This window comes from Bartonella harrusi, assembly GCF_024297065.1.
GTDB classification, from domain to species: Bacteria; Pseudomonadota; Alphaproteobacteria; order Rhizobiales; family Rhizobiaceae; genus Bartonella; species Bartonella harrusi.
This window is the reverse complement of the sequence record NZ_CP101114.1, coordinates 290,030-313,389: the sequence shown is the minus strand read 5'-3', so window position 1 is coordinate 313,389 and position 23,360 is coordinate 290,030. Positions and strand designations below refer to the sequence as shown.

Annotated in this window: 30 protein-coding genes and 1 pseudogene; 25 read left to right on the top strand and 6 right to left on the bottom strand. The window is 41.7% G+C overall.

Annotated elements, in window-relative coordinates:
- Positions 1–171: 171 nt before the first annotated feature.
- Both NMK50_RS01385 and NMK50_RS01380 read left to right on the top strand, forming a co-directional pair.
- Positions 172–909 (top strand): antA/AntB antirepressor family protein, encoded by a 738-nt coding sequence (locus tag NMK50_RS01385; RefSeq protein WP_254770593.1) that lies wholly within the window; start codon positions 172–174, stop codon positions 907–909.
- A complete protein-coding gene (locus NMK50_RS01380; protein WP_254770592.1) occupies positions 906–1,184 on the top strand; it encodes a hypothetical protein in 279 nt (92 codons plus the stop codon). Before NMK50_RS01385 ends, NMK50_RS01380 begins: the two co-directional genes overlap by 4 nt.
- A gap of 42 nt (positions 1,185–1,226) precedes the next feature.
- Here the strand turns inward: NMK50_RS01380 and NMK50_RS01375 are convergent, their stop codons facing one another.
- Genes NMK50_RS01375 through NMK50_RS01365 form a run of 3 tightly spaced genes read right to left on the bottom strand, consistent with a single transcriptional unit; the run spans position 1,227 to position 1,987 of the window.
- Positions 1,227–1,373: a CopG family antitoxin gene (locus NMK50_RS01375; RefSeq protein ID WP_254770591.1), complete on the bottom strand. Its 147-nt coding sequence runs from the start codon at positions 1,371–1,373 to the stop codon at positions 1,227–1,229.
- A 34-nt stretch (positions 1,374–1,407) separates the two neighbouring features.
- The gene (locus NMK50_RS01370) at positions 1,408–1,725 is read right to left on the bottom strand and encodes a type II toxin-antitoxin system HicB family antitoxin (protein WP_254770590.1); all 318 of its coding nucleotides are present in this window, start codon (positions 1,723–1,725) and stop codon (positions 1,408–1,410) included.
- A complete protein-coding gene (locus tag NMK50_RS01365; RefSeq protein WP_254769765.1) occupies positions 1,715–1,987 on the bottom strand; it encodes a toxin HicA in 273 nt (90 codons plus the stop codon). Before NMK50_RS01365 ends, NMK50_RS01370 begins: the two co-directional genes overlap by 11 nt.
- 59 nt (positions 1,988–2,046) lie before the next feature.
- On the opposite strand from NMK50_RS01365, the gene NMK50_RS01360 reads away from it, so the two are divergent.
- The 8 genes and pseudogenes from NMK50_RS01360 to NMK50_RS01325 all read left to right on the top strand — a co-directional run bounded on the left by NMK50_RS01360 (position 2,047) and on the right by NMK50_RS01325 (position 10,374).
- A complete protein-coding gene (locus NMK50_RS01360) occupies positions 2,047–2,595 on the top strand; it encodes a hypothetical protein (protein WP_254770589.1) in 549 nt (182 codons plus the stop codon).
- Positions 2,576–3,265, top strand: a complete 690-nt coding sequence (locus tag NMK50_RS01355) for a phage baseplate assembly protein V (protein WP_254771147.1) — start codon at positions 2,576–2,578, stop codon at positions 3,263–3,265. The genes NMK50_RS01360 and NMK50_RS01355 overlap by 20 nt, the downstream gene beginning before the upstream one ends.
- Positions 3,262–3,603, top strand: coding sequence for a GPW/gp25 family protein (locus tag NMK50_RS01350; RefSeq protein ID WP_254770588.1), 342 nt, complete (start codon positions 3,262–3,264; stop codon positions 3,601–3,603). The genes NMK50_RS01355 and NMK50_RS01350 overlap by 4 nt, the downstream gene beginning before the upstream one ends.
- A pseudogene (locus NMK50_RS01345) lies at positions 3,600–4,411 on the top strand (baseplate J/gp47 family protein). Before NMK50_RS01350 ends, NMK50_RS01345 begins: the two are co-directional and overlap by 4 nt.
- Complete coding sequence (locus NMK50_RS01340; protein ID WP_254770587.1) at positions 4,411–5,517, top strand: phage tail protein; 1,107 nt, start codon at positions 4,411–4,413, stop codon at positions 5,515–5,517. Before NMK50_RS01345 ends, NMK50_RS01340 begins: the two are co-directional and overlap by 1 nt.
- A 1-nt stretch (position 5,518) precedes the next feature.
- Entirely contained in the window at positions 5,519–8,662 is a 3,144-nt protein-coding gene (locus NMK50_RS01335; protein ID WP_254770586.1) for a DUF4815 domain-containing protein, read from the top strand.
- A gap of 59 nt (positions 8,663–8,721) precedes the next feature.
- Positions 8,722–10,116 carry a Bgr_08870 family protein gene (locus tag NMK50_RS01330; protein ID WP_254770585.1) on the top strand — a complete coding sequence of 465 codons (1,395 nt, stop codon included), beginning with the start codon at positions 8,722–8,724 and terminating at the stop codon, positions 10,114–10,116.
- Positions 10,117–10,125: 9 nt separating this feature from the next.
- Complete coding sequence (locus tag NMK50_RS01325) at positions 10,126–10,374, top strand: hypothetical protein (protein WP_254770584.1); 249 nt, start codon at positions 10,126–10,128, stop codon at positions 10,372–10,374.
- 457 nt (positions 10,375–10,831) lie between these two features.
- Here NMK50_RS01325 and NMK50_RS01320 read toward each other — a convergent pair whose 3' ends face one another.
- The 3 genes from NMK50_RS01320 to NMK50_RS01310 all read right to left on the bottom strand — a co-directional run bounded on the left by NMK50_RS01320 (position 10,832) and on the right by NMK50_RS01310 (position 12,135).
- Entirely contained in the window at positions 10,832–11,218 is a 387-nt protein-coding gene (locus NMK50_RS01320; RefSeq protein WP_254770583.1) for a type II toxin-antitoxin system PemK/MazF family toxin, read from the bottom strand.
- Entirely contained in the window at positions 11,211–11,462 is a 252-nt protein-coding gene (locus NMK50_RS01315; RefSeq protein WP_254770582.1) for a type II toxin-antitoxin system Phd/YefM family antitoxin, read from the bottom strand. Before NMK50_RS01315 ends, NMK50_RS01320 begins: the two co-directional genes overlap by 8 nt.
- 124 nt (positions 11,463–11,586) lie before the next feature.
- Positions 11,587–12,135, bottom strand: a complete 549-nt coding sequence (locus tag NMK50_RS01310; RefSeq protein ID WP_254771146.1) for an antA/AntB antirepressor family protein — start codon at positions 12,133–12,135, stop codon at positions 11,587–11,589.
- A gap of 356 nt (positions 12,136–12,491) precedes the next feature.
- Between NMK50_RS01310 and NMK50_RS01305 the strand changes: the two genes are divergently transcribed.
- The 15 genes from NMK50_RS01305 to NMK50_RS01235 all read left to right on the top strand — a co-directional run bounded on the left by NMK50_RS01305 (position 12,492) and on the right by NMK50_RS01235 (position 23,358).
- The gene (locus NMK50_RS01305) at positions 12,492–13,883 is read left to right on the top strand and encodes a phage tail sheath subtilisin-like domain-containing protein (protein WP_254769775.1); all 1,392 of its coding nucleotides are present in this window, start codon (positions 12,492–12,494) and stop codon (positions 13,881–13,883) included.
- Positions 13,883–14,389, top strand: coding sequence for a phage major tail tube protein (locus NMK50_RS01300; protein ID WP_254769776.1), 507 nt, complete (start codon positions 13,883–13,885; stop codon positions 14,387–14,389). Before NMK50_RS01305 ends, NMK50_RS01300 begins: the two co-directional genes overlap by 1 nt.
- A 2-nt stretch (positions 14,390–14,391) precedes the next feature.
- Positions 14,392–14,676, top strand: coding sequence for a phage tail assembly protein (locus NMK50_RS01295; protein ID WP_254769777.1), 285 nt, complete (start codon positions 14,392–14,394; stop codon positions 14,674–14,676).
- Positions 14,601–14,789, top strand: a complete 189-nt coding sequence (locus tag NMK50_RS10570; RefSeq protein WP_374112203.1) for a GpE family phage tail protein — start codon at positions 14,601–14,603, stop codon at positions 14,787–14,789. Before NMK50_RS01295 ends, NMK50_RS10570 begins: the two co-directional genes overlap by 76 nt.
- Positions 14,786–16,921 carry a phage tail tape measure protein gene (locus tag NMK50_RS01285; protein WP_254769778.1) on the top strand — a complete coding sequence of 712 codons (2,136 nt, stop codon included), beginning with the start codon at positions 14,786–14,788 and terminating at the stop codon, positions 16,919–16,921. The genes NMK50_RS10570 and NMK50_RS01285 overlap by 4 nt, the downstream gene beginning before the upstream one ends.
- Before the next feature lie 5 nt (positions 16,922–16,926).
- On the top strand, positions 16,927–17,307 hold the full coding sequence (locus NMK50_RS01280; protein ID WP_254769779.1) for a phage tail protein: 381 nt from the start codon (positions 16,927–16,929) through the stop codon (positions 17,305–17,307).
- Positions 17,304–17,528, top strand: coding sequence for a tail protein X (locus NMK50_RS01275; RefSeq protein ID WP_254769780.1), 225 nt, complete (start codon positions 17,304–17,306; stop codon positions 17,526–17,528). Before NMK50_RS01280 ends, NMK50_RS01275 begins: the two co-directional genes overlap by 4 nt.
- Entirely contained in the window at positions 17,525–18,835 is a 1,311-nt protein-coding gene (locus NMK50_RS01270) for a phage late control D family protein (RefSeq protein ID WP_254770581.1), read from the top strand. Before NMK50_RS01275 ends, NMK50_RS01270 begins: the two co-directional genes overlap by 4 nt.
- Before the next feature lie 129 nt (positions 18,836–18,964).
- Positions 18,965–19,228, top strand: coding sequence for a hypothetical protein (locus NMK50_RS01265; protein ID WP_241438586.1), 264 nt, complete (start codon positions 18,965–18,967; stop codon positions 19,226–19,228).
- Positions 19,229–19,651 (top strand): type II toxin-antitoxin system VapC family toxin, encoded by a 423-nt coding sequence (locus tag NMK50_RS01260; protein WP_254770580.1) that lies wholly within the window; start codon positions 19,229–19,231, stop codon positions 19,649–19,651.
- Between the two features lie 289 nt (positions 19,652–19,940).
- Positions 19,941–20,603: a gene transfer agent endolysin BgtA gene (bgtA, locus tag NMK50_RS01255; RefSeq protein WP_254770579.1), complete on the top strand. Its 663-nt coding sequence runs from the start codon at positions 19,941–19,943 to the stop codon at positions 20,601–20,603.
- Positions 20,600–20,827, top strand: a complete 228-nt coding sequence (locus NMK50_RS01250) for a hypothetical protein (protein ID WP_254770578.1) — start codon at positions 20,600–20,602, stop codon at positions 20,825–20,827. Before bgtA ends, NMK50_RS01250 begins: the two co-directional genes overlap by 4 nt.
- The gene (locus tag NMK50_RS01245) at positions 20,760–20,966 is read left to right on the top strand and encodes a hypothetical protein (RefSeq protein ID WP_254770577.1); all 207 of its coding nucleotides are present in this window, start codon (positions 20,760–20,762) and stop codon (positions 20,964–20,966) included. The genes NMK50_RS01250 and NMK50_RS01245 overlap by 68 nt, the downstream gene beginning before the upstream one ends.
- A complete protein-coding gene (locus tag NMK50_RS01240) occupies positions 20,959–21,177 on the top strand; it encodes a hypothetical protein (protein WP_254770110.1) in 219 nt (72 codons plus the stop codon). Before NMK50_RS01245 ends, NMK50_RS01240 begins: the two co-directional genes overlap by 8 nt.
- Before the next feature lie 138 nt (positions 21,178–21,315).
- A complete protein-coding gene (locus NMK50_RS01235) occupies positions 21,316–23,358 on the top strand; it encodes an ATP-binding protein (protein WP_254770576.1) in 2,043 nt (680 codons plus the stop codon).
- Positions 23,359–23,360 lie beyond the last annotated feature (2 nt).

The window sequence follows — 23,360 nt, the reverse complement described above, 5'->3', positions numbered from 1 at the left end:
AAAGACTTTGACTCATTATATGCTGCATGCGTATAATGCATTGTCGGGTGTAGTTGCGCTATACAATACCCTTAGGGGAAAAGCACAACGACGGACTTGGTACCGTGTTTTTCAGCACCCGGCACTTTTAAAAAGTGTCAATGAAAAACATCTTTTTACCAAGGAGTTCATATGAATACTCTTATAACAATATCAGAAAAAATTATTGACCATGAAACCGTCAAAACTGTTAACGCACGTGAGCTGCATGCATTTTTAGAAGTAAAACGAGATTTTTCTAATTGGATTAAAGATCGCATAAACAAATACGATTTAAAAGAGGGAAGAGATTATATTTTAACGCTCGCCAAAATTGGCGAACGTCAAAATGTGGTATTGAAAGAATATTACCTCATACTAAATGTAGCCAAAGAACTTTCTATGCTTGAGAACAATAAGAAAGGTAGAGAAGCTCGTTTGTACTTCATTGAATGTGAAAAACTTGCAAAGCAAGTAGCCACACCACAAATAGATTACTCGAGTCCTCAAGCCTTACTTGGTGTCTTAAATCATCTACAAAACCAAATCGAGCAGAAAGATCACGTGATTGCTGAGTTAGAACCTAAGGCAAAGGCACTTGATGGTTTAAAACGCTCTGATGGTCTGTTTGGTTTGATTGAATCTGCAAAAATGTTAGAAATACGACCAAAAGATCTAACCGATTATTTGCGTAAACATGATTGGGTCTATAGACGGGCTCCGGGTGCTCCTTTGTTACCTTATCAGGATAAGATCAAGAAAGGTTTGATGGATTGCCCTGCTATTACTATTCAAAGACCGGATGGTACAGAAAAGGTCCTGCCTTCAACAAAAATAACATCCAGAGGATTGGCTTGCTTGAGAGAACAAATCCATGGAGGTGTACAATGAATACCAGTATCGATTTTTTATGCGATTTGTGGATGGCGTTGTCTCAATTTTCTAACTATCCAGGACTTGGAGATAAAGATTGTAATAATTTAGTTGAGGTTATGGACATGGTAGAGAAAGCTTTGATTTTAAAACTTCAAGATGACGTGCCAAATATTACAAAGATTTTAGCAGTTCTTACAGATTTTGGAGCTTCAGAGTTTCCCGCAGCGATAGATCCTTTTTTAAAAGCTTACCAGCCGAATTGGGAAAACCCTATTAAAAAGGTTGCTTAAGTAAAACATATCCCCTCCCCGTTCTCAAAAATGGGGAGGTGGTTAAGAGGCTTCTTTAGGTAAAAATTCAAAATGAACGGGCTTAAAATCAGTTAAGTCATAATCCGTGAGATCAGCAGTATCAACAAAGTTTTCTGCTTCTTCATCTGTTTTAAAAACAGGCATTTGTTTTAATTGAGAGGTTTTCATAAAAATTATTTTTCTTTTAGTACGTATAAATTTTTCAAAGTTTAGAAGAAATATATCTGATTAAACTCACACCATTTTCAGCAGCTTGAATTGCAAGCTTCCTATGGAGTTCTGGTGGTATTCTTAATTGGAACTTACCACTGTATTTACCATGTGACAAAGGCACAGGAACTTCTTCTCCATTGTGCTGCATGTCCTCAACAACTTCTGAAACGAGATCCATAATACCTTTTAAAGCTTTCTCTGCTTGAACGTCTAACCATGAAAGGGATGGGAATTCTGCACACAAACCGACATATTCCTTATCTTCTTGCGACCACAAAACACGATATGTATAATGATTATTGTTCATGTTTTATCCTTTCTATCGCTTGTAAGACTTGCTTGACCTGATAAGCTTTTGCTTTGTTACCAGTATCTTTTTGAATATTCACACGGGGATCACCAAGCCACGGTGTTTTAAAAACAAAATGGCTTGTACCGTTGTTCCGCGGTTCTCCAAAAAAATGCACACACACAGCTAACAAATCTGAAAACTTGATGTTCTTTGGTGAGGCTTTCATCAAGCTGATTATTTTTTCAACTTTATTGTTCATAACCAATAATAGTATCATTATTAATCCTAGTCAACCATTTTTAGAGTAAAAATGGCATCAATTAAACAGGAGCTTTTATGCATCCGAGAGAGACGATAAGAGAAAGCTTTGTTGCGTTGATCAAAGCAGCAAAGACAACGGCTGGTGACAATGTGTTTAATATGCGTGATTTCAACTTTTCCGCTGAGAACACACCGGCAATTAATATCTCAACACAAAGCGAAACAATTGAAGATGGCTATGAGAATGCAGTAAGGCGCCGTGTCTTAACCGTAGATGTTGAATGTTATGCGACACAAGAAGATGGTGCGCGTTTTGTCGACCAATTAGCATGGGAAGTTGAAGAGATCTTCTACGCCAATCCCAATCTCAATAACACCGTGGAAACATGCTCCCTGCAAAATATTGCTTTTGCCTTTGGCGATAATGGTGCTCTAGCACTCCATGGGGCAATTTTAACCTTTGAGGTTACTTATGTGACCAATATCCCCTCCCCTGAGACACAAGAAGATGGTGCAAACGCAAAACCTGTTGAACCTTTCTTGAGGATTACACCACAAATAGGCGTGGGCAATGAAGACAAATATCATAAAATTGAGGTCCCCCATGTTAGAGCGGCGCGATAAAGACATCACCGATTTAAAAAGACGCCTCGCAAATATGGTTATGGTGGGCACAATTAGCCATATCGACCATAAAAACGCACGCTATCGGGTAAAAAGCGGCAATCTTATCAGTGACTGGATTCCAGATACCCAAGCCCGCGCCGGTAAAACATGCTCTTATGAAGGGCGGGATGTTGGAGAACAAGTGGTGGTGGTTGCATCATCAGGGGATTTAGCGCAAGGGGTGATTGTTGGTTCCATCCATACCGATGCTCATCAAGCAGCCGATAAAGGCAATATTCATAGAACAATTTATCCCGATGGCACCATCCTTGAATATGATGATGAACAAAACAGCTATAGCATTCAGATCAAATCAGGTGGAAAGTTCATTCTTACAATTACGGATGGCGCGTCTCTTAAAGGTGATGGTGGCAAGCTAGAGCTTACCGCACCAGAAGGCATAAAAATTGTTTCACAAAGCGATATCACTTTCAATGCAAAGGGCAATATTTCTTTACAGGCTGGTGGTGGTGTTTCACTTCATTCGGATGAGAGTCTCTCTCTTCATTCTGCTCACAATGTTGCCATGAACTCAAGTGGTTTGATCCATAACGGCACCAATGTAGGAGCAACCCATGTTCACGGTGGTGTTGTTCCCGGTGGCTCCATGACAGGAGGTCCCAATTGAACATAGGAATGGACCGTAGCACAGGAAAATCCTTGACCGGCATTGAACATTTGCGCCAATCCATCCTTGATATTTTATCAACACGCATTGGCACGCGTGTAATGCGTCGTGATTATGGTTCACACGTTGCGGATATTATTGATGCACCGGTCAATGACGCCTTTGCTGTTCGCCTTTATGCCGCTATTGCCGAGGCTTTAGACAAGTGGGAACCACGTTTTAAACTAAACAAGATTGATTGTAAATGGAATGAGAATGGGCAAGTTTCCTTGTCCTTTGAAGGTCTTTATTTGCCTTCAGGCAAGCCCATCACCATGGAAGGATTGCTGATAAAATGAATGGAGCACTTGCAAAACCAGAAATCATTACAGAAATTTCCTTTGAAGAAATACGCGCAGCAGCTCTCGACCACTTAAAAGAACTATTGCCCGGATATAGTGTTCTTGAAAGTGATCCAGCCGTAAAAGTTATTGAAGCCTTTAGCTATCGAGAACTGCTTTTAAGGCAACGTATTAACGAAGCCGCGCGCAACAATATTCTTGATTTTGCAACCGGTGAATCTCTTGACGCTTTGGGAAACTGGCATGGAATTGCCCGCATGGAGGGTGAAAGTGACGAGAGATATCGCGAACGCATAAGGCTTCATGCCCGTGGTGGCAAGGGAAGCGGAACAGAACCCTATTACAAACTGATAGCCGTGTTAAAGATGCCATTATTTACCGTAAAGGCAAAGATCCAACCATCTATGTTGCGCTTTTTGGCAATAATGAAGAAGGAACGGCATCTGAAGATCTCCTACAAACAGTCTCACAAGCCCTTCACAGAAAAAATATCATCATGACCAATGATACAATCATTGTGCACGCTGCTGTCAAAAAAGTGGTGGATTTGCAAGCCGATGTTTGGCTGTTACCCGAAACATCCTTGAAAATTCTCATGACAATGGAAGCAAATTTAAGAGCAGCATGGCGAAAAGAACAAGCCATTGGTCGTGAATTAAGCCTCTCATGGTGGGTTTCTAAACTGATGATTGCGGGTGTCCAGAAAGTGATTGCCATTACACCAACACAAGACAGAACCGTCGGTGATGAAGAAGTTTTAGCGATTGGCAAGGTCACCTTAAACTTCAAAGGACGGGCACGCTAATGATTGGCGCCCTCCTCCCAAACAATGCAACAGAATTTGAAAGGCGCCTTGCCGATGTTTGCGACTTTCATCAAGATGTTGATGGCGCTGTTTTGGGGATTTCACGCTCTAAGCTTATCACCCGCCCTCCTCGCTTCTTGCCATGGTTGATTGAAGAATATGGGCTTGGAGAGCTTACACCTTATGTTCCAAACCTCTATGATTTGATTGACCAAGGGCTCCAATGGCAAAATATTCGCGGTTCTTTAGCGGCTATTGAGAGAGGGCTTGCATGGCTTCAGATTTCAGCACGCTTTACACCAGCATGGTCGGGGCGTTTATGGTGGAATTCCTTCCAACTTTACTTTGATCAATTGCCTGAACAAAGTGCTCTTGAAGCCATTGAAGCCATCACAGAGCTTTCCAAAAGCTTACGCTCTGATTTTCGCCGTGGTGTCAATGGTTATGACGTGCAAGCACTGGAAGGCAATATGTCACGCCTTGATGACAGTCTGCTGGACTATGAGAGCGGTGTACGCTTAACAGCGGGGGACACACTGTTTTCCTTTGGGCGCACAACAGAAATTATGCACAGGCTTACCAAACCAGAAGGCACACTGATTGGCAATTGGATGGATGACGGGGATGGGGAATTAAGCTTCGACCAAATTGATTATCCATGGGATATGGCAAATTTTCCCTGGTGTTCTGTTAAAAAACATCAACGCGATATACTGATGGCAGAGTGGTTTTATAACCGCACCCTTTATCTCGTGTTAAGAGACTGTGAGGATGATGTCATTGGCACTCGCAGATGCAACATTGTCCAACCAGTAGAACAGAATTTGGCGGGTGTTTATCACCATTTGGGCGATCGTTATCAACCCTCCTCGATGGGCACAGCCCTTCTTATTGCAGCACGCACGGATTTTCAAAATGTTGACGGCAGAAAAGCCGCCTCTATTGCTGTTCTCGTGCATGCGACCCCTAAACAACATATCCCTTTGGGTAAACTTTGGTGTGCGTGCAATGAACTGATTGGCGGGGTGGAGATCATCAAAACGCCCATCAATATTCCTTTGCGTGGTGATGTTCGCGAGCAATTCAAGATTTTATTGAGGTTTTAACATGAAGCATGAAAGCGGTTTACCCTTTGCAATTGACAGATCTTGCGGCAAAGACGACCAACAAAGCGTTGTTTTCTACGGGCAACGTCCCTTTATCCAAAGTGGTGAACTCAATGAGATGCAAACCATCATCAGGGGGCGCCATGACCGTTTGGGGCGCTTGGTCGCCAAAGAGGGAGACCGTGTTGAACGAGCCGATGCCTTTGTCAATAAAAACGCAAAGACCGTTACTTTAACAGAAGGCAAAATCTATATCGCAGGGGATATCTTTCCGGTCTCACAAGCGGTTCTGAATGCTGTTTCGATGGTTGGGCGTCTTGAAATCGGTGTGAAGTTGCAAAAAACATGGATTACCCATGAGGATGATCCAGAACTGTTGGGGCAGGTTCCCGGCACCTTGGCACAAGGAGAGCCCGGTGCGGCGCGCGAAACAGCAAAGCTTGTTTGGGCCTTAAAAGAGGATGGGCAGCAAGGCACGTTCTTTCCTGTTTATATCTTACAAGACGGCATTTTGATTGACCAAAAGTCCCCCTCACTGCTTGAACCCGCCATGCAAGCCATTGCGACTTATGACCGTGCCCATGGTCATTATATCGTCAATGGATGCCGGGTGACGGCTCTGGGACGAAAGAATGGATGCCAAGTGTTTAGCATTCAAGAAGGAGAAGCCAATATCAATGGCTTTAAGCGCAAACGCCTTGCTGCTTTGCGCCATGAAGAGAGGGAAGAGTTTTCGCAAGGGCTTGTGCCTAGTGAAACGCATATTTTTGCCCCGCAAAAAGGCAAAACAAGCTTTACCTTTAAAAGCTATTATGCTTCCATTGCCGATATCCACTCTCTTTTGTTGACAAAAGAAAAAACCGTTACCCTCACCCGCGGTGCGGTCGTTGCTGGGCGAGATGGTGTTCCCGATAAAAGCATCACCTCTTTTCTCAAAGTCATGCAAGGCAACAAGGAATTTAAAGAAGGAACAGATTTTAAGAAGACCGGTGATACCATTGACTGGGCACCGATGGGGGATGAACCGCGTCCTGGCAGCAGTTACACGGTAACCTATCGCTATCGTGCACAAGTAACCGCCGATAAGGTCACGGCACAGGAAATCACGCTCTCAGGGGGGGCACAAGGGGGGGATATCATTGTTCGTTACACTTACAAATTGCCCCGTATTGACCGTATAGGTCTCAATACAGAGGGCCGTGTGGTTTATATCAAGGGGATTTCGGCAGATCAACCGATGGCGCCCAGCGTTCCTGAAGATGTCCTCTCCCTTGCCACCATCACCAATAGTTGGTTAGATCTTCCGCTTGTGGTCAATGATGGCACGCGTGTTGCCCCCTATGATGAGATGTGGCGTTATTTTCAAAGGGTGCTGTCCCTTGATCGCTTGATGCAATTAGAGCGCATTAAAAGCAATGTTGACTCTAAAGAGCCCGTTGCCAAAAAAGGCATGTTTGCTGACCCGTTTCTTGATGACAGTTATCGCGATGAAGGGTTCACGCAAACAGGAGCTGTTGGCAATGGCATTTTACAGCTGGCTATTGATCCAACCTTTTATACCGCCCCCTTAAAGGCTCCTGTCACCCTTGACTGGACCAATGAAGTGATCATTGCCCAAGAATTGACAACCGCTTGCGAAAAAATCAACCCCTATCAAAATTTTGCCCCTCTGCCTGGTACGATCACACTCAATCCCGCAACAGACTTTTGGCATGTCCAGCGCACCGATTGGCTCTCAAGCGTGACCAATCAACTGAACATGGGATGGAACCGTGGGAGAACTATCCGTAACACAGAAGTGCATGATGATCTCATCAATACGCATCAAGAACAAATCGATTTCTTAAGACAAATTACCCTTGGCTTTAAAATTGAAGGTTTTGGCAAGGGGGAAATTTTAGACAGTCTCACCTTTGATGGTGTGAATGTCTTGCCAAAAAGCCGCCTTGTTGCCAATGACAATGGCATTTTGGAAAGCATTTTCAAAATCCCTGAAAATATTCCTGCCGGCACCCAGAATGTTGTAGCACGAGGCAAAGGGGGAACCCTTGCGACGGGTCTCTTTACCGGGCAAGGTGTTATTGATGTGAAAGTGATTCGGCACACCACAACAGTCAAGATCTGGACGCAAGTGGACCCGCAAGCGCAAGTCTTTACACCAGAAGAAACACGGCAAATCACCGGTCTTGACTTTCATCTTTGCAAAATCGGCAATCCCAATCATGATCTGGTGATTGATTTGGTCACAACCGAAAACGGTTATCCCACCGCCAATATCCAAGCCCAAAGCTTTTATTCCATGAAGGGGGCAAAAACCGGATGGGCACAGGCACGCTATGATGTCCCACTCCTCGTCCCCAATGATCGGTTAACGGCTTTTGTCATTAAGACCGATGATAGTGATCATTCCCTCTCACTCGCAAAGCTTGGAGGGTTTGATGAAGAACAGCAAAGATTTGTCTCAAGCCACCCCTATGTGACCGGTCCTCGTTTTTCCTCTGTCAATGCGCAAAGTTGGAGTGCCCATCAAGATGAGGCTTTGGCTTTTCGTGTCTTGGCAGCACGCTACAGACAAACAACAAAGACCATTGATCTTGGTACCTTTAATCTTGTTAACTGTTCTGATTTGCAAATCCGTGCCGCGGTTGAATTGCCTTCTAGTGATTGTTCGGTGATCTTTGAAATTGAAAGAAACAACGGCACGATTTATCAACTCTTACCCTTTCAATTGTTAAGCCTCACCGAATATATCAGTGAAAAGGTTCGATTACGTGCCATTCTCAAAGGCACGGAGAAACTCTCCCCCATTCTGTTTGCTCCTGTTCAGTTGATTGCCGGCAAGATCCATAACACAGCAACCTATGTTACCCGTGCTTTTGCCTTTGGTGAGAAAGCAAGATTGACCAGCTATATCAAGACCTTTTTACCAGGCGGCTCCACATTCACCCTCGAGATGCAACGGGATGATGGTGCTTTTACCCCTCTCACCTTAGAGGAAACAGAACAGCTTACTGAACCCCTTTGGGTGGAGCGAAAATTTGTCAGTCACGACCAAACAGCAAAGCAAGCGCGCTTGAAACTGACACTGACCGGTGGACCTTGCGCACGGTCAATGCTGCGTGATTTTGGTGCGGGTATTTTGTGATACCCCCTCGCTTTGAAAAATGGGATTTGGGGCTGCTTTAGAGACTTGGAGAATAAGAAATGACAAAAACCAAAAAGCTTGCAATGGAATTGCCCAAAGAAGGGCGTTTTATCAGTTCTGAATTTCCTATTTTGCGTGAGAACTTGACAAAACTTGATCAAGCCATAATGGAAGTTGAGGAAAAGCTAGACGAAAAAGCTCCTGCAAAACACACGCATAGCATAGGGGATGTTACAAATCTTGAGGCAGCCCTCAAAAGCAAGATGCCAGCAAATAAAACCTTTTCCTTTGCTGATTTGGGCGATATTGAGGGCGCTAAGGATGCTGCGAACAATTATGTTCTCTACAAAGCAAGCAACAATCATTTTACCTTTGGCAGTGCTGTCTCCCTTCTTGGAGCGCACCAACATAAAATTGAAGATATTGTTGGTCTTGATAGATTTAGAGCCAAGATTAATGAAGATCTGACAAGCTATGGGCGCCTAGCACAAGCCAATGAATGGCAGAATTATAACAAGTTTACCAGTAAAGTCACCATTGCTGGTGATTTGGAACTCATAAGCAATTCGTCATTGAATCTCATGCATAATGGGGAAATCGTCACAAGTCTCAGCATCACGGGCAGCAAGCTTAAAGGACCGCTCAAGGTTGATGGTGCGGAAGTTTATAGCAAAGACGAAGCTGTTATTGCTCTTCAAGAAATACGTGATGAAATCACAAAACTGAGGAAAGCGACCTCTCCCCTAGAAGTTCTTGTAACAGAAAGTGGTCCCATTCCATGGCCTGAAGGTGTTAGCGATAACACCGATATCGAAATATGGGCGTGGGGTGGCGGAGGAGGTGGTGGATATGGAAATAGCAGTGGTGGAGGTGGCGGTGGAGGACGCGCGCGTGTTCAAATTAAAGGATCTCAGTTGAAATTCTCAAGAAGCGTTCAAATTGGATGTGGTGGAAAAGGTGGTGATGCTTCCTATGGTGGTGGCAGCGGAGGTGGAAGTACAATTATTAAAGACATTATCCGTGCAGGTGGTGGCGGCGGTGGTACTGGAAATTTGAGTAGTTATGGTGGCAGTGGTGGCGATGGAGAAATAAATGGCAATGGTCGCGGCGGTAGCGGTGGCGGCTCCTACTCTACCAATACCAGTGTCAATGGTAGTAGTTCTACTTTCGGAGGCGGTGGTGGTGGCTGCTATGCACACTATAAAGTCAGTGGTGGCACTTTTAATGCCCGCTACTCTACATCTATTGGTCATGGTGGAAGCTCTATTTATGGTGGTGCTGGAGGTGGTTGTGGTGCACAAAAGAGCCAAGGAGGCTACAGTGGGAAAGGAGGAAATGGTGGAAATAGTGGTGGCAATAAAGCTGGTGGAGGTGGAGGCTATTTTCCAGGAAAGTCTGGTGACGAAGGTGGCAATGGTGGCAACGGAGCAGTGTTGTTGAGATTTTTTATATAGGAGTTTTTTATGGAATATGCAGTTGTTGAAAAGGGTGTGGTAACAAACATTATTATTGCCTCAGAAAATTATGTTCATGCCTTTGATGGTGAGGCAATCCCCTCAAGCGAAGCGCAAATCGGCTGGACTTATAAAGATGGGGTGTTCTCTCCTCCCATCATTGATAAAGAAAACAATTCTTTGTCTTCTGAAAAGGCTGAGACAGACACAGCAGTAGAATCTATGAAAGAACCACAAGAGAAAGATGAACAAATCTAATCTATAGCAAGCAAAGTCATTCTTTGTCTTTAGAGCGGTGTCTCGAAATCATAGCGAGTCACCCCATTTTTACTCCAAAGATTTCGTGCAGAGATGAACAGCTTATAGACAAGCAGCTCTAATTACCCATCACTGTAAAAAATCAAGCCGATATACCGCAGAAATTATCCTAGAAACACAAAACAAAGGAAAACAAAGCACAAAAATAGAGGCTGGGCTGGTAGTCCAGCCAACGGGACAAGTTTTGCGACAACCCGTCCGATGTAAAAGCTCTTAACATCGCAGCCACTTCTTATCACTTGAAGCAATGAGAAGATGGCTAATATAGAGGGAAGAGTGTTAAAAAATTATGGATACACTTTACAAGGAAACATTAAAATCTGTTGATCCAGTCACACCAGCTGCTGCTTATATTGGTGGGAAAGTTCCAATACTCCACGCTGTTTAACTTTGTGATTCAGTCTCTAGAGACTTTTCCGAGTGGTTTTATTGCTTTAACTTCTTTAATTTTAAGTGCAATTTTACGCATGAAAGCAGGGCTAAAACGCCCTTGTGGTTTTAAATCTTCAAAGTCAAAAAAAGCTTTGCAAGGAACAACATTAAATTCATCAACACGCACCCAAGACTGCTTTTGTAAGCCCACGCGCTTACATTCTATCTCAGGTATTTTTAAGCTAAATTGCAAATTAAGAGGTTCTTGAGAAGTAATCGGAAACAAGAAAAGATGAATTTCAGTTTTAACCATCACACAGGCAGGACGTGCTTTTCGCCCTGAATGTTCACCTTTTTGCGCTTGTTCATGCCACAAATAATAATATCTAACGACATCACCTGCTTTAAACATGTTCATCGCCATTTAAAATATCATCTAAACCACGATCTAAATCATCTAATATACTCTTTGGTGCATCCATGTAAGAAAAAGCTTGTACACTGGAATGGGATTTGATTAATTCATTATATAAATTGATAGGAAGCATAACAATTTTTTCACGTCCTCGCTTTGTTAAAGCGACAGGTGTAGACATCGCTTCGTCTAAAATATCGCCAGCTCCACGGTTTACATCGGTAAAACTATATTTCTTCATAGGCACATCCTATCCTCAATTAAATAATACGTATTGTACGTATAATATGTATTATGTAAAGATGTTTTACAAGGTTAATTTTCTCCCCGCCCTTCAAGACGAGGAGATGATATTATGTTTTAATCTAAGCACCTTTTGCAACAGGGTTTGCTAAAACACGTTTGGCTTCTTCAATAAGCGTTTTATAATGTTTACTCTCTTCTGCTAATGTGAAGGCTTTAACAAGATGCATATGGAGAGGTCCATAAATGTAAACAGCCTTTTTAGTAGGGGACATTTTTTCCCAATCTTTTGGAAAAGAAAAACGTGTATCATTATCATAATCAACAGCTTGGTTTCTTAGTTTCTTTTCACACTCAATAAAGTAACGACGAGCTTGCTTACCTTTCTCATTTCTCTCAACCATAGAAAGTTCTTTCGCCATATCTAGAGTGATAAGATAGTTAATTGCTGTAACAGCCCTAGATTTTGTGCTTCCCAATTTTGGGAACCGCAAATCTTGTGTTTTTATAAAATCTTTTCCCTCTTCAAATTCATATTGACGAATACGATCTGTAATCCAAGTAGCAAAGCGTTTTCCTATTTCCAAAAATATATGTAATTCGCGTGCATTGACGGTTTGAACAGTTTCTTGATCAATGGTTTGTTCTGTAATTTTAATAAGAGTGTTCATCATGAACTCCTTGTTGATAAATGTTTGTTAATGACACTCAAAAAGAGTGCCGGGTGCTAACAAACACGGCAACAAGCCCGTCGTTATGCCTTTCCCCCGAAAGGGTATTGTATAGCATAACCACACCCGACAAAGCTATTATATGCGTGTAACATATAACGAGTCAAAGTCTTTAATGTACAGAAGACTGATTATTTCGGTAACCAATCCGCTTGTTGTTTTCAGGTGTTTGTTAAGCACCTTTTTATGAATCTAACGGTTTTAAAGTTTTTGTCAAGTCGTTCTCAAGAACGGTTTTTTGTCTCTCATTTTTTCCCATTCATTTTCATTCACCAATCATGCAAAGGAGCATCATAATGACAACAGGTTTTTTACACGGTGTTGAAGTTGTCGAGGTGGACGATGGAACGCGTCCCCTTCGTGCGGTTCAATCGGCAGTTATCGGCATTGTCGGCACAGCACCCGATGCCGATGAACAGGCTTTTCCCCTCAATACACCGGTGTTGGTTACCGGTTCACTTTCACAAGCAGCAAAACTGGATAAAACAGGAAAACGTCAAGGCACCCTACCCAATGCTCTTGATCTTATTTTTAAGCAAGTGGGTGCCATTGTTGTTGTCGTGCGTGTGCAAGAAGGTGATAACGAAAATGCAACATTGACCAATGTTTTAGGCGGTGTGAACACCAATGGTGCTTATGAAGGTGTGCATGCTTTGATTGGAGCACAATCCCTGCTTGGACAAACACCACGCATTCTGATTGCTCCAGGCTTTACCCATAAACGCCCCGTTAGCCTTAGCAAGATTGATGTCACCAACAAAGGCAGCGGTTATACCCAAGCAACTGTTAAAATTGCCGGCGGTGCAAAAGCAGAAGCAATCCTTGCCAATGGACAAGTAACCTCGATTGTTCTCAAGGACAATGGCTTTGATTATCAAACCGCCCCCAATGTAGTGATTGAAGGTGATGGCACTGGCGCAACAGCAAAAGCCGAAATCAGTGCAACCTCTAATCCTGTAGCAGCAGAGTTGATTGGCATTGCCGAACGTCTGCGCGCTATTGTGGTCATTGACGCACCAAACACAACCGATGAAGCAGCTCTTGATGCTGCAAAGGATTTTGATTCAAAACGCGCTGTTATTGTTGATCCTTTTGTAAAGGTGAATCGTGATGGAGAAATCATAGAACAGCCCGCAAGTGCGGCGGTTGCTGGTGTCATTGCCAAAACAGATTTCACACATGGTTTTTGGCATTCCCCTTCAAACAAAGTGATCAATGGCATTGTAGGAATTACCCGCCCGATTGATTTTTCCATTGGTGACAGATCAAGCCGTGCCAACCTTCTCAATGAACAAAACATCACAACAATTATTCGTGAGAATGGTTATCGTCTTTGGGGCAATCGCACCCTTTCAAGCGATACAAAATTCGCTTTCTTATCCGTTGTGAGAACCGCGGATATGATCAATGACGCCATCTTGCGTGGGCACATGTGGGCGGTCGACCGCAATATCAAAAAAACCTACATGAGTGATGTGAGTGAAAGCGTCAATGCCTATTTGCGTGATTTGAAAGCACAAGGTGCCATTCTTGGTGGGCAGTGCACGCCTGATCCAGAGTTGAATACAGCAAGCGCCATTGAGAGCGGCAGAGTCTATTTCAATGTTGAATTTACACCAACAACACCAGCAGAACATATCACCTTCCGTTCACGCATCATCAATGATTACCTAGAGGAGATCTTTTAATGACTGTACCCGTTTTACCGAGAGTTCTAAAATATTTTAACATTTTTGTTGATGGCATTCCCTATCAAGCAAAATGCGAAAGCGTGACGCTGCCAAATTTAAGTTTGGTTGTTGAAGAGTATCGCGGTGGTGGCATGGATAGCTCTCTTGAGATTGATCTTGGCCTTGAAACACTCATCCTCACTATGACCATTTCTGATTGTTCTCCAGAACTGATGGCACTGTTAGGGCGCTCTGATGTGAACATTTCATTGCGAAGTTCAATGCAAGCACAAGGCACACCAGCAGAAGGTGTTGTCATCACTATGAGGGGGCTTTGCAAAGGCTTTGAAATGGCAGAATGGCAACCGGGAAGCAAAGCAACATCCACTGCTACATTTACATTGCAGTATTTCAAATATGTCCAAAAGGATGTTGAAATTGTTGAGATAGATGTCCTCAACTTAATCAGAAAATTCAATGGTGTTAATCAATTAGCAGAACATAAAAACTTTTTAGGAATATAAAAATGACCATACAAACAAGCATCACGCATCAATTGCTTATCCCTGTGACCTTTGAAGGAAAAGAGCATACCACAATTACCTTACAGCGCCCCAAAACAAAAGATGTGCAAGCAATCGACAAAAAGGAAGGTGTTGAACAAACAATTGCTATGGTTGCACGCCTTTCTGGATGGCCCCATGAAGCTGTTGGGGAACTCGATATGAGTGACTTATCGAGCATTGGAGAAATTTTAGAGTCTTTTATCAAGCGGCGGGATACCTCGACTGGGAAACCGCCGCTCAACTGATAGCGGACATTGCCATTGTTTTTCATTGGTCCCTTGCAGACATGATGGAAATGGATCCGCAAGAATTAATCTTCTGGCGAAAACAAGCAGCAGAAAGGTATAAATCAAAATGAGTGAAAAAGTTGCTGATGCAAAGGTAAAATTGTCTCTTGAAGACAAACTTACCGCGCCTCTTAAACATCTTCAAAAAAGATTTGATACATTGTCAAAAACACTCTCCCATAGATTGAGTATCCCTCGCTTTTCTGCTGCAGTCAAAAATATGACATCACGTTTGCAAGGCGTTCAAAGTGCCCTTGGCACAGCGGCAAGCCGTGCTTCACTCTTTACCGGTGCTTTAGGGCTTGCCGGTGGAGGTCTTATCGCAAGTGTCACCGCCGTCACCATGAAAACCATGCATCTTGGGGATAGTCTTCATCACGCATCACGGCATTTAGGCATGAGTGTCACAGCGCTTCAGTTATGGGGGGATGCGGCAGACAATTCAGGATATTCTGCTGAACTTTTTCAACAATCCTTAGCAACTTTAAATAGGCGTTCGGCACAAGCATATGCCGGACAAAAAAGAGGCATTATGGGGTTTGAGGCACTTGGCATTTCTGTCAAAGATGCTTCTGGAAAACTCAAATCAAACTCTACCTTGTTAGAAGAAATCACCGACAAGATGAGTAAAATGAAAAATCAAGCGCAAAGACAGCATATTGCTGCTCTGCTGTTTGGTGGTGATGGCAAGGAAATGGCAGCCATGCTTGCGCAAGGGATGGCACCCATCAAAGAGCTGTTTGCAAAAGCACGGAAAGGAAAATGGTTGATTGGTGCCGATGTCGCACGCTATGCCGCAGATCTCAGTGATAAGCTTGGTGCTTTTAAGAAAAAAATAGGCGGTATCGCGCGCTTTATTGGCACACGCTTTATGCCTATTCTCAACGATATGATTGACAGTTTTTCAAAACTGATTGATGAAAACCGTGATCTCATACAAACAACCGTTGCTGGATGGGCTAAAACCTTAAAAAAAGTCTTTCATGATTTGCTTGATCCTACCTCTGATTTGAGAAAAGGCATCAGTGATCTTACCGAGAGGATTAAAGGCTGGTTTTTCTGGATGAAACCGCTTGTTGGTGAAATAACCCTGTTAAAAGTAGGACTTATAGCACTTGGTTGCTTTATTTTTGGTCCACTCATTGCCGCATTAGCTGCCGTGGGCGCATCTTTTGTCACGCTTGACTATACAATCATGACAACTCCTATTGGTTGGCTCATTGGTGGTATTGCGGCACTTGTTGCACTCTATAAATATTGGGATAAAATCAATGGTTGGGTTGCTGCTTCTTTAGCCGCAGTTGGAGCAGTTCTTACCGGAGCATTCATTGCGGCAATGGCACCAGCTGCCTCCACAGTTGCTGGTCTTGCTGTAACTCTTGTCACTTCACTTATTCCAGCAATAACTGCCGTTGGTTCTGCTTTTATATCGCTTGGGGTCGCAATCATGACCACTCCCGTAGGCTGGATAATCGGGGACATTGCGGCGCTTGTCACAGCTGGATATCTGCTCTATAAAAACTGGAATACAGTCGTAAATTTCATAAGCAAGTTATGGGATTCTTTTGCCAGTTTGTTCAGTAACACTTTCAGTAAACTCTTTACGCTCTTTAAAGAGTTTTCACCCCTCTTCTGGATAGCAAAAAAGGTCAACGCATTGATTGATTGGTTGTTCGGCGTCAATTTAATGGACGCAGGGGCTCATCTGATTGGCAGCTTGTGGGACGGCATCAAAAGCCAATGGACCGCTCTATGCAATTGGTTTAGCGGCATGATAAGCAAATTAACCAGTTGGATGCCTGATTGGATGAAAGAAAAACTTGGTTTCAATGTTTCAATCAACAAAACTTCAACAGAAACGATTAAAACCTTTACCGATGAAACCAATGCACGTGCAAAAAGAATAATGGATACCGCTGTTGTCACCAAGTCCCCCTTTGGACAAAGCAACAGTGGTTTTAATAAAGGGGCAATTGCAACAAAGCATATAGAAACTCCCAATGCAAAAGCAGATGCCTTCAAAGCTCCCAAACCAATTGCGGGTCATAAAGCTGTTGAAGTAGACGCCCGTGTAACCATTACAAATCTCAATATTTCAGTGCCAAATGGTCTCAAAGATGAAATCAGAGACGCTGTCAATCAAGCCCTTGAACGCTATGCCAAACAGCAACGTTTGGCGATAGCCTCTAGCCTTTCGGATTAAAGACCATGATGCTTGCTTTGGGTGGTTTTATTTTTTCAATTGAAACAGCAGCCTATCAAACTCTTGATCTGTCTTATGGCGTGCCATGGGTCGAGCAAGGACGATTGGGACGAAAAGCGGCTCTTCAATTGCCTGCTGTTGCAAATGCGGAATTTTTCTTAACGGGTGTGATTTATCCAGACTTCAAAGGTGGGCATGGACAACTCGAATATTTGCGGCAAATCGCCCATCAGGGACCTCACATTCTTGTAACAGGGCAAGGCAAAATTTTAGGCAAATTTGTTATCCTTTCCGTGGAGGAAAAGCAAAGCGTTTTTCATCATAACGGTGCCCCCAAAAAACAAGAATTTACAGTAAAACTGAGAGAGTATGGTGAAGACCTATGAGTGATCTTTATAGAACAAAACAAGGCGATATGGTTGATGCCATTTGTTGGAAATATTATGCCAAAGGTCAACAAGCGCTTGCTGTCGAACGGGTCTATGCAGCAAATTTTGGGCTTGCAGACCATGGACCCATTTTGACAGCAGGCATCACAATCATTTTGCCCTCCCTCCCCTATCCCAAGGCCACACCGGTGATGAGAATTTGGGGCAGCAAATCATGAAACCTTTTTGCATGGTTATGGCAAATGGACAAGACATCACCAAAACTCTCATGAATTATGTTTTATCAATTGAAATAACCGATGAGGCAGAAGACAAAAGCGACCGTATCACCATAGAGCTTGATGACCGTGCACGCAATAGTGATAATGGCTTTCTTGATATACCCCTCATTGGAACAGTTCTTTCCGTAACACTTGGCTATGAAAGCGGCAAAATACGCGATATGGGAGCATATCTGATAGATGAAATCTCTGTAAGCAGTCCACCGCAAAGCTTAACTGTTACAGGGCGCGCCGCAGCAATGAACACGTCTTATAGAACACCCAAAAGCCAATCTTATCACCAGCAAACACTTGGCCATATTGTTCAAGAAATCGCACAGCGTAATGGTTACACCGCAAAAGTTGACCCTTCTCTTGCAAAAATTGTTGTGCGTCATATTGATCAAACCGCTGAAAGTGATATGGCTTTTGCCGCCCGCCTTGCAGAGGAATATGATGCGGTAGCAAAGCCCGTTGATGGCAAGCTAGTCCTTGCCAAACGGGGAGAAGGCAAAGCCATCACCGGCGAAACACTGCCCATAGTGATACTTCATGAGAAACAGTGCACCTCTTGGGATTTTAAATACAGTGCACGGGATGAAGCAGGTGCAGCCAATGGTTTAGAAACGGATGATGGTGAGGACCAAAAAGCCGCAGCGGATGCACGTGCACCAGAAGAGATAGAGGAGGATGAAAACACCATCCATATGGATGAACATGATCTACCAGAGCCATCTGAACCAGAGAGAGGAGAAAAAACAGAAAAAGAAGCGGAGAAGCAACAACAAGAGAAAAAAGGCGGCGTTATCGCAACCTATTATGATCTGCGCAGTGGTGAAAAGAAAGAAGTCAAGTCCGGTAATCCACCGTTTCATGAACTCAAATATACCTACCATAATCAATCAGAGGCTGTTGCAGCTATTGCCGCTTATCGTAACAAATCGTCACGGGGGAAATCTTCTTTCTCCTGTGATATTGGTGGTGATCCCTTTGTGCAAGCAGAGGCAAAACTTGTTCAAGATCCCCCTTTCCGTCCTTATATACCAGCAGAATGGCGCATCAAAAGCGTCAAGCACAAGCTTGATAAAACGGGTGGTTACACCACAAAAATAGAGTGCGAACTTTTTGATGAAGGACAAGAAGACGCCGCTGGAAATGTTGCAAACACAACGCCAGATAAGGATGATACTCTTGATCCAAACGCTCCACAAAATGCATATGATGAAGGTGAAGGCGTCATCCATATGGATGAGGAGGATATTTAAAGAAATTGTAATGTTTCTCTCAGCTTAAAGGACAGAGAGTTGTTTGAGATTTTTAACAACACTGGAACTAATATTAATTATATGATATTATAATTGTAAGAAATTAATATTAGTTTTGGAGGTTAGAAAATGTCTGATACACTTTTTGTTCCGAATAAAAATGTTAAAAGATTAGCTGATGAAGTCAAAAACCTTTATGGTTATAATACTTATACTCAGACAATTGAAGCAGCACTTTTGATGTTAAAAGAAGCTAAGAAAAAAGAAGTTTCTTATCAGGAAAAGGCTATAGAGCTTCAGCAACGAACCAAAAAATTTTTAGGTAAAGAATATAATTCTTATACGGAAGAACAGCGCAAGGCGTTTTTTGATGATTTAAGCGGAGGCTTTTAAATGTTTCTCGACGCTTCGGCTATTCTTGCTATTTTGTTAGGTGAGGAAGAGGCACCTATTTTTATCGAAAAGATGGAAAAAACTCAGAAAAATCATACGTCAGCAATGGCTGTGTGGGAAGCTGTCGCTGGACTTTGCTTTGAGAAAACACAAGAAGGAAAACCTGTTGCACGCTCAACAGTTTTAGAAGCAAAAGCTTTAGTTGATGATTTTCTAGAATTTTACAATATTCAATTTGTCACTATTGAGGATCGCGAATATCAAACTGCTGTTCATGCTTATATGAATTTTGGTAAGGGAACAGGCAGCAAAGCACGACTTAATATGGGTGATTGTTTTGCTTATGCTTGTAGCAAAAATTATGAATTACCACTGTTATTTAAAGGAAACGATTTTATCCATACAGATATCGAAAAAATATGATCCGTTATGAGCAAAGGACTTGACTGGTCATTTACGTCAACATAATTGCACGAACCTTAGTATCACTGGATGTCCCGACCTGCTCCAGTCCCTTCTTTGTTGCCATATCAAGATAAAATCAAGAAATGTTTGATGAGTTATTCTGTATAATTTACTAATTATTAAGATATTGAGAAAGAATTTTATCATTAATAAAACAAATAACAGCTATTGAATTTTCTGGTTGTTACTCAATCAAGAAACTTTAAGTGTCCATCCATAGAGGTGGACTTTTTTTATGGAGAAACCTATGAGAAAAATATCATCAGAAGGATTAGCACTGATTAAACAATGGGAAGGCTTGCGTCTCAACGCCTATAAAGATGCTATTGGTGTATGGACCATTGGTTATGGACATACAAACGCTGCTGGAAAACCCTTTGTTCATAAAGACATGACAATCACTGAAGAACAAGCCGAAGAGTTTCTTTGCCGTGATTTGCAACAATTTGAGAACACTGTTGAACAAGCCGTTCAAGTTTCCTTAACAGACGAACAATTCGCAGCACTCGTCTCCTTTTGTTATAATGTAGGAACAGCAGCCTTTTGCAATTCGACACTGTTAAAAAAACTCAATCAAGGTGAATATGAAGCAGTGCCCTCTGAATTACAGAAATGGACCAAAGCGGATGGAAAGCGCCTTCAAGGTCTCGTACACCGGCGTACAGCAGAAGCAGGCTTATGGGCAAAAGGCGCTTATGTTTCCTCCAATTATCAACCAGTAGAAACCACACAGCCAATGGGGATTTTCAAAGCAGAAGCCCTTGCCCCCATCATTGGATCTTTCTCAGGACTTGGAGGCTTGTTAGCGGGCAATGGCCCTATCCAATGGGCATTGGCAACCATTATGGTTTTAGCCGCCTGTGCCGGTCTTTTCTGTGTCGCCAAACGCTTTCAGGAACACAAATTATGATTTTATGGATGAAAAAAAATCTGATGCTAACAGGTGCGGCTTTAGCCGCTTTTTTTATGATTTTAGCAAAAGCTTTTGTTCTTGGTAAAAAAACTGAACAGCAAAAGCAAACAGAGAAGATTTTAAAGACTGCAACAACACGGCTTGAGGTAGAAAATGAAATTAATCAAAAAAGTGATACTGATGTGCGTGCTGATCTCTCTCACTGGTTGCGCGACAAATAAAGTTGCTTCTTCTTGTGTGGGGTGGTTGCCGATATATTTGGAAAGCCAAGATTTGAACAGCATCAGTTCAAACTTAGCAAGAGAGATATTAAAGCATAACAAACAGGGTGAATATTTGTGTGGGTGGAAACATGGTTAGCAAAAACACTAAAAAAACCACCGCGCTTACAGAAGCAGAAAAAGAAATGCTTCAAGAAATGATCATCACTTATCAAAATGTAAAAATGATGTCTCGCTTGATGAAGTGGATAGCCTTCTTTCTCTTTTTGCTGATCCTTGATTTTGCTCGGATTATGGATGCGATAGATAATGTCTTTGCCCATTTAAAACAGTGGTTTTCAAAGAATTAGTTGTTTCATGGATTTAAAGATTATAATAATATATACTTGATATGACCAACTTCAGGATTTTCGTCTTTTAAGGACGATAAGGGAATTGGTTTTTATAAAACGACATAATTGCTTGTCTTATGTAGATCGGGGGGAATCATGAGAACAAATTTCAGTGGCCGCGTAAGAAATACGTCTTTACCATCAACGCATGCTTTAATGCCTCTTTTTGAAGCAGTTGTGAACTCCATTCATTCCATTGAAGATATAGGTAATGATTTTTCCTCAAGTCGCATTACAGTTTCAATCATAAGATCGGACCAAGCTTTACTACCACTTGAAAAAGATACAGAAAAACCAAAAGAAATTGTAGGTTTTAAAATAACAGATAATGGTATAGGCTTTGATGATCATAATTTACAATCATTTGAAACTTTAGATTCAGATAATAAAAGAGAAAAAGGCTGCCGTGGTGTAGGACGACTTCTATGGCTTAAAGCTTTTGATGATATAAAAATCAAGAGTGTTTATGAAATAGATAAACGGCTCAAAGGGCGTGAATTTTCATTCGATGCTGATAAAGGTATAAAAGCATTACGCAATTTTCAAGATGATTGTGCAAAGAGAGAGACTGTTGTTGAATTAAAAGGTCTGAAAAAAAACTATAAAAATCATATTCCTAAAACTCTAAAATCTATATCAAAGGCACTCTTGGAACATTTTCTCTGGTATTTTGCAAGAACTGGTAGTTGCCCTTCTATAACTATTGAAGATGGCTCTGAAAAAATATCGTTGAATAAACTATATGAGGAGTGCAAGCTTGAAGCGATTTTTAATGAAGAAATAGAAATAGAAGATCACAATTTTTCTATTATGCATATTAAATTTAGAAACTTATCTGTAGCTAAACAAACTTTATCTTTTTGTGCAGCCAATAGAGTTATCAAAGAAGAAGCAATATCCAAGAAGATTCCTGGTATGCCTTCAAAACTACAGGATGATATAGGTGAATTTATCTATTCCTGCTATGTAAGCTCTCTTTTTTTAGATGAGAGAGTACGTTCTGAAAGAACAAGCTTTGATATTGAAGAAAATACTGAAGGGTTCTTTGAGGAAATAGAGATATCATTTAATATGATACGGAACGCTATAGTTGATAGAATTCAAAAATACTTAGCTAAAGAATTAGAGAACAACATTCGAGACAGTAAAGAGAGAGTTGAGAAGTTCACACATAAAGTACCACGCTATCGCCCACTCCTAAAATATTTAACTGACAATGATTATATGATTTCTTCTACAAAAGACAATAAAGGCGTGGAACTGTATTTGCATGAATGTTTTGCTAGAATAGAAAATGAAATTTTAGAAGAAGGTCATAATGTTTTAGCAGTTCAACAAGGAGAAGATTCAAACAATTATAAAGCAAGAATTAATAAATATGTAAATGCTGTAGGTGATCTTAAAAAATCCGATTTGGCAAATTACTTATTCCATAGAAAAACTATCATAGAACTTTTGAAAGAATCTTTAAATTGTATTTCTATAGGTGACAAAAAAAGATATGTTACAGAAGAGGTTATTCATGAACTCATAGTACCCATGAAATGCGATTCTGGCTCTGTTGCTATGAATAATTGTAATTTATGGTTGATTGATGAAAAATTAGCATTTCATGATTATTTAGCTTCTGATCTTCCATTAAATAGTGTCCCTTTTACAGGTTCTAAAGATAAGGACAGACCTGATGTATGCAGTTTGGAAGTATATGATAAGCCTCTCTTAGTATCAGAAAAAAAAGGGGATTCAATACCTTCTACTTTGGCATCTCTTACCATAGTGGAAATCAAGCGTCCAATGAGAGACGATGCAAAAGCTGATACCAAAACAGATCCTATTGATCAGGTCTTTACTTATTTAGAAAAAATTCGCGAAGGTCAAGTACAGACCCCAGAGGGGCGCCCAATAAATTTGGATGGAGAAGTTCCTGGTTACTGTTATGTCATCTGTGATCTAACTGAAAAAGTAAAAAAATGTTGTAAACGTTGGAATTTAACAAAGACAGGTGATCATATGGGATATTTTGGATATCACAACGAATACAAGTCCTATATAGAGGTTGTTTCATTTGACAAACTCATTGCTTATGCCGAAAAAAGACAGCAACGCTTCTTTGAAGTTCTAGGGATGCCATTACAATAGAG